We start from the raw sequence: 6331 nt of genomic DNA on the forward strand, positions 1-6331 counted from the left end.
AAGATATACAAATGGCCCTTGCAATAGAATATTATTGAAAGGGCCATTTTAAATTATATTAAAACCTAGAATTTAAAATCCTTAAATAAACCTGCTAAACTTTCACCTTCAAAGTCATCATTAAATTTTTCATATTCTCTTGACTTCTCTACGGCTTCTTTGATACTTAAGCTCATTTTTTTATCAGCAGAATTTATATCTAATATTTTCACCTTAACTTCTCCACCTATTGTTAAAACATCTGATGGTTTAGCTATATTCTCTTCTGTTATTTCACTTATATGAACTAACCCTTCAACTCCAGGTAAAACTTCTACAAAGGCTCCAAAGTTTAAGAACTTAACTACTTTTCCAGTAACTACATCGTTAACTTTTAAAGTAGCTTTTGCATCTTCCCATGGATCTTTTTTAATATCTTTTATTGCTAAAGATAATCTTTCCTTTTCTTTGTCAAAATCTCCAACGTAAACTTCAACTACGTCTCCAACAGAAACAACATCTTCTATTCTCTTAACTCTTCCCCAAGCTAAATCAGATATATGCACTAATCCTTCTATTCCACCAATATCTACAAAAGCTCCAAACTTAACTATTCTAGTAACTTTTCCTTCTCTTTTTTCACCTTTTTTAACTAAATTCCATAAAGCTTTCTTTTCTTCATTATATTGTGCTTCTTCTAAAATTCTTCTGGAAGCTACAACCTTTTTATCCCTTTTATCAAATTCAATTACTCTTACTTCTAGCTCTTTTCCTACAAGTGTAGAAAGTTCTATACCTCTTTCTCTAGACACTTGTGAGCCTGGAATAAATACTCTTATACCTTTATATAAAGCTACAACTCCACCTTTTACTTGCTCTTTAACCTTTAAAGTTAAAGTTTCATTGTTTTTATAGGATGCTTTTACTTCATCCCAAGCTATAATTTCATCTGCTTTATTTTTAGATAATAAAACATTTCCGTCTCCATCATCTAAACTTACTATCATTAAGTTTATTGTATCTCCTACATTTAATACGTCTGATACTTCAACTTCATCGTGAGAAACTTCACTACGTTTAACAATACCATCTCTATAGTAATTTATATTAACCATAGCCTCATCATTATTTATAGATAGGATTTCTCCTTTTACTATATCTCCCACATTAAGTTTTTTGACATCGTAATCTTTTAATAGGTCTGCCATAGACATTGAGTTATTTTCTTCGTTATTCATTTTATCACTCCTAAACTTGTTCATAACTACTTACATTATTATTTTAAATCAGCTTTATCGTTATTACAATTAATATGTTCTTCATTAATTAATATAATTTATTATGCTATAATTTAAATATAAATATTTTCATTAGATTTAATCTTAAATCATAATAGTAAATAGAAGATATTTTTAGTTTTATAGAGAATTAGCGAGCTATTTTAAATATTTAGGGGCTGTGGAGTTTTTTTACTTCAAAAAACAATATTAACAAACTTGTTAAAGGTTATATAATACCATATAATATTCTCATGGATAATTCTTCTAAGGAGATAAATTAGGGGGTGGGCATATCAAAAATAATAGAAAGAAAAGTTTAATCCTAACATTTGTACTAACTTTCATTTTTATTTTCACATCAATATCTTTAGATGTTGGAAATGTTTTTGAAAATGGAGTTAAGGGTGAGTCTGCTTATGCAGCAGCTAAATCCAAAAGTGGTTCTTTTAAATCTTCTAGTAAATCTACTGGTGCTTCAAAGGCCAAAAGCTCCACAAAATCAGGAAGCTTTAGCAGTTCAGGTTCTGGCTCTAAGTCAAGTTCCAGTTCTAGCTCAAAATCAAGCTCTAGTAGTTCATCTAGTGGAACTAAATCAGGATCATTTTCTGGAAGCAGCGGTTCCTCAAAAAGCAGTGGCAGTACTACTGATTCACCATCAAAATATGAATCGGGGTCAAGTAGTTCTTCTTCAAACTCATCATCAAGTGGGACTAAGTCTGGAAGCTTTTCCACTAGTAAACCTAAAGATGAAGAAAAAACTGAAAGCAGTTCCCAAACAAATTCATCTGATAACAGTGGTTCTAGTGGTGAATCATCCTGGAGCATTCCTATCTTTGGAAGAGTCTCATCCTCTAGTTACTTTAGTCCCTTTAGAGGATATTCAAACAGTAACCCTTTTGCATTCTTTATAAAGATTATAATTGCAATAGCGGTAGTTTTTTTAGTAATCTACATTATAAAAATGATTAAATTTTAATTTTAGGAGGTAACAATTATCATGGGAGTATTTACAAGAATATCAAATATTTTTAAAGCAAAAGTTAACAATGCATTAGACGAGGTGGAAAATCCAATAGAATTATTAGATCAAAAACTTAGAGATATGGAAGATCAGCTTTCAAAAGCTAAACTAAACTCAGCTCAAATTATAGGAAACGCTCATGAAATAAAGAAAAGATTAGACACAGCTGAAAAAGAAGTTCAGGATTATGAAGACAAAGTAAAACTTGCTCTTTCTAAAAACAATGAAGATTTAGCAAAACGTGCTCTTCAAAGAAAACTTGAAGCTGACAAAAAAGTGACTTCTCTTAAAGAAAGCTATGAAGCTGCTAAATCACAAGCAGATGCTATTAAGAAAAACTTAGCTGCTTTGGAAGAAGAGATTTCAAAGACTAGACAATATAGAGATGAAGCTGCTGCTAGATACTCTACTGCCGAAGCTTCTCAAAAGGTTAATGAAATACTTGCTAATGTTCAAACAAAAACCAACACTATTCAACTTGATGCTATAGAGAGAAAGATTCAAAGAAAAGAATCTTTAGCTACAGGTCTTGGAGAATTAAGAGAAGTTGATGATTTTGAATCTGAATTTGAAAAACTTGATGAAACTGATTTAGATTTAGAACTTGAAAAATATAAAAATAATAATGCTTAATTTTATTAGTTTGGTGGGAAGCAGATGAAAAGTGACTTTGAATTAATTACTAAAGAGAAGGAAAGATGGGGAAAGATATACACTGACATATATTATGCTATTGACAACATTTCTCCCTTCCTCTCTGAGGATTTTTTAAAAAGAAAAAAGTTCTATGCTAAAGGAAAAGTTCTTAAAGACTACATGAAGCTTTTAGAAGAAGAGGAACAAAAATCTAATAAAAAAGGTTTCTTTAGTAGATTTACCTCTCCTGATGAAGGGAAAATCAATTCCTATAAGGCTTCTAATAGAGAAACTTTTACTCAATTAGAAAACTGCTCAAAATGTGCTTGTTTTAATTGTGTAGTTGAGTGTTCTTTCAAAACTTGTAATAGTTGCAGAAGAAATTCTCATATAAAATCCTGTGACCATAATAAGTTAAATGTTAGAGTTCATGATAACTTTACTTTAGATTTAACTAACAATGATACTGGAAAAGAGGATAAATTTAAGGTTTTAGCTACCTTAGAGGACTGTGAAAAAGATCAAGAATATATCATCATAGAAAATATCAGGGATATTAATGACAGATATATTTTATATCTTTATGCTGGTATTAAAGAAGATACCTATGGTGAGATAACTGATGAAGATGAATTTAACTTTATATCTCAAAGGTTTGAAACCTTAGAAGCTTAAAATAAATAGAACTGGATTTATATCCAGTTCTATTTATTTGAGTTATATTCTTCTATTCTTTGAGCTAATTCATTTAAGTATTCCCAGCGCTCATACTTTTCAGCCAATTCTAACTCAAGCTCTTCTTTTTCTTTTATAAGTTTTTGAAGTTTTTCATAGTCAGTTACGGTATTTTCTATATCTTTTTCTACCTTAGAAATTTTATTTTCTACTGATTCTATTACTTCATCAATTTGTTCGTATTCCTTCTGTTCTTTAAATGAAAACTTAGGTCTTTCATCTTTATTTTTTACTCTTTCCTTCTTAGTTTCCTTATCTGAATTTTTTGAATCTGGAGCTTCAGTATTACCTAATTCTCTTTTAATTAAATAATCACTAAAGTTACCTGTATATTCTTTAATTTTCCCACTACCTTCATAAGCAAAAATCTTATGACAAAGTCTATCTAAGAAATATCTATCATGGGATACTATAAGAAGTATTCCTCCAAAATCATCTAAAAAGTTCTCTAATATTTGAAGAGTATCTATATCTAAGTCATTCGTAGGCTCATCTAATATAAGGACATTAGGTGCTTCCATTAAAACTCTTAGAAGCTGAAGTCTTCTTCTTTCTCCTCCTGATAATTTCCCTATAGGAGTATATTGCATTGTTCCATCAAACAAAAATCTTTCACACATCTGAGATGCTGTTATTTTAAATCCATTTGCTACTGGTATTATTTCTCCGCCTTCTTTTACATAATCTATAACTCTCATATTTTCATCCATGTTTAAGCTATCTTGAGAAAAACACCCTACCTTTACGGTTTCCCCCATGTCTATTTCTCCACTATCTTGAGATAACTTGCCACTTATTATATTTATAAGAGTGGTTTTTCCCATACCATTATTTCCAACTATCCCTACTCTATCTCCTTTTACGAAGTTGTAAGAAAAGTCTTTAATTAAAACTTTATCTCCAAATGCTTTATTTATAGTAGTAAGCTCAACACCTTTATTACCTAGCCTTGTTCCAACTAAACTAAGTTCTACATTCCCTCTAGGTTCTATGTATTCATAATTTACAAGATCATCAAACCTTTGAAGTCTGGCTTTTTGTTTTGTGGTTCTAGCTTTCGCTCCTCTTTTAACCCATTTTAACTCTTCTCTAATTAAGCTTGCTCGTTTATCTTCTTCAGTTTTTTCACGTTCTAATCTTTCTGCCTTTTTCTCTAAAAATTCTGAGTAATTACCTTGATAGGTATATAACGTTCCTCTATCTAATTCTATTATTCTGTTAGTTACTCTATCTAAAAAGTATCTATCATGGGTTATCATAATAAGAGCACCCTTTCTAGAATTCAAATAATCCTCAAGCCATTCTATACTATCACTATCTAGGTGGTTTGTAGGCTCATCTAATATTAAAAGTTCACAAGGGGTTATAAGGGCTGAAGCTAAGGCTACTCTCTTTTTTTGTCCTCCAGAAAGATTCATTACCTTTTCATGATAGTTAGCTATTCCAAGCTTATTTAATATAATCTTAGCTTCACTCTCTAAATCCCATAGATTTAATGCTTCAATTTGCCCTTGGATATATATAAGTCTATCCTGATATTTTTCAATTTGTCCTTCTTCTATATACTTCAATACATCCTCATATTCCATAAGAAGCTTCATCTCCACAGTATCACCTTTAAATACCTGCTCTAATACTGTAGCTCCTTCTGAGAAGTCCTGAGTTTGAGATAGATACTCTATTCTCATATTTCTTACTTTAGAAATATTACCCTCAAAGAATTCTTCTCTTCCTCCAATTATTTTCAATAAAGTCGACTTACCTGCACCATTTATGCCTATAAGTCCTATTTTATCTCCATCATTTATCCCTAATGATATATTATCTAAAAGTATCTTTTCACTATAGCTTTTGCTTATGTTTTCTAGTGTGATTAAATTCATAACAATCTCCTTTATTTAATAGGCTTAATCTTTGTTTTCATCATCTTGTAAAAGCCCTTTCCCAAAATCTTTTTAAAAGGATTTACCTTACAACTATAATAATAATCTTGTGTTAACCAATTTTTCTTTTCCCAATATTCTTTATCTAATGGAAATATGTTTTCCGCTAAAACCTTTTTAATATTAAAACTGATAATTTGTCCTGTACTTGGTTTATAGCTCCTATTACCATTATTAACATAGTTTATAAATCTGTCCAGTTCACCTTTATCAAGAGGATCATCTATTTTAGATATGGTTCTTCCTATTTTTGAAACTACATTAACTCCCCAACCATCTAACACTTTCTCCAAAGAATTTAATGTGTTTTTTAAGCCAGAGCCTGCGGTTGTAGAAACAAGTATAACTGGTTTTCCAGCTATTTCAGTTCTATGAAACCACTTTGAGGTTCTATCTATAAGTAGCTTCAAATTCCCACTAAAGCTTCCCATATATACAGGAGTTCCAATAACAATCCCATCGTATTCTGTAATCTTTTTTATCAATTCTTCGGCCCCATCTTTAATAAAGCAAGGACTGTCTTTTTGGATACACTGTTCACAACCTCTACAGCCTTTTATTTCATATTGATTTATATTTATATACTCTACTTGAAAGCCTTTATCCTTAAGTACATTGCCTATATTTTGAAGTAATCTAAAAGTATTCTTTTTTCTAAAGCTTGAATTTAGAAGCAATATTCTTTTCATTTTAACCTCTCATATTTAATTACTATCTCTATTATATATATTCTAATA

The 6331-nt window shown here is 30.3% G+C and carries 6 protein-coding genes; 2 read left to right on the forward strand and 4 right to left on the reverse strand.

The window, feature by feature from the left end:
* Positions 1 to 65: 65 nt before the first annotated feature.
* Both rpsA and B3N22_RS23450 read right to left on the reverse strand, forming a co-directional pair.
* The gene (gene rpsA, locus B3N22_RS23445; RefSeq protein WP_286911093.1) at positions 66 to 1217 is read right to left on the reverse strand and encodes a 30S ribosomal protein S1; all 1152 of its coding nucleotides are present in this window, start codon (positions 1215 to 1217) and stop codon (positions 66 to 68) included.
* A gap of 456 nt (positions 1218 to 1673) precedes the next feature.
* Entirely contained in the window at positions 1674 to 2084 is a 411-nt protein-coding gene (locus tag B3N22_RS23450) for a hypothetical protein (protein ID WP_286911095.1), read from the reverse strand.
* Positions 2085 to 2256: 172 nt separating this feature from the next.
* On the opposite strand from B3N22_RS23450, the gene B3N22_RS23455 reads away from it, so the two are divergent.
* Positions 2257 to 2913, forward strand: a complete 657-nt coding sequence (locus B3N22_RS23455) for a PspA/IM30 family protein (RefSeq protein WP_286911097.1) — start codon at positions 2257 to 2259, stop codon at positions 2911 to 2913.
* A 24-nt stretch (positions 2914 to 2937) separates the two neighbouring features.
* Positions 2938 to 3591 carry a DUF1292 domain-containing protein gene (locus B3N22_RS23460; protein ID WP_286911099.1) on the forward strand — a complete coding sequence of 218 codons (654 nt, stop codon included), beginning with the start codon at positions 2938 to 2940 and terminating at the stop codon, positions 3589 to 3591.
* Between the two features lie 29 nt (positions 3592 to 3620).
* On the opposite strand, the gene B3N22_RS23465 is transcribed toward B3N22_RS23460, so the two are convergent.
* Both B3N22_RS23465 and B3N22_RS23470 read right to left on the reverse strand, forming a co-directional pair.
* A complete protein-coding gene (locus tag B3N22_RS23465; protein ID WP_286911102.1) occupies positions 3621 to 5534 on the reverse strand; it encodes an ABC-F family ATP-binding cassette domain-containing protein in 1914 nt (637 codons plus the stop codon).
* Positions 5535 to 5545: 11 nt separating this feature from the next.
* Positions 5546 to 6283 carry a flavodoxin family protein gene (locus B3N22_RS23470; RefSeq protein WP_286911104.1) on the reverse strand — a complete coding sequence of 246 codons (738 nt, stop codon included), beginning with the start codon at positions 6281 to 6283 and terminating at the stop codon, positions 5546 to 5548.
* Positions 6284 to 6331: the final 48 nt, after the last annotated feature.

This window comes from Clostridium sp. UBA1652, assembly GCF_002320975.1.
GTDB lineage: Bacteria > Bacillota > Clostridia > Clostridiales > Clostridiaceae > Clostridium_T > Clostridium_T intestinale.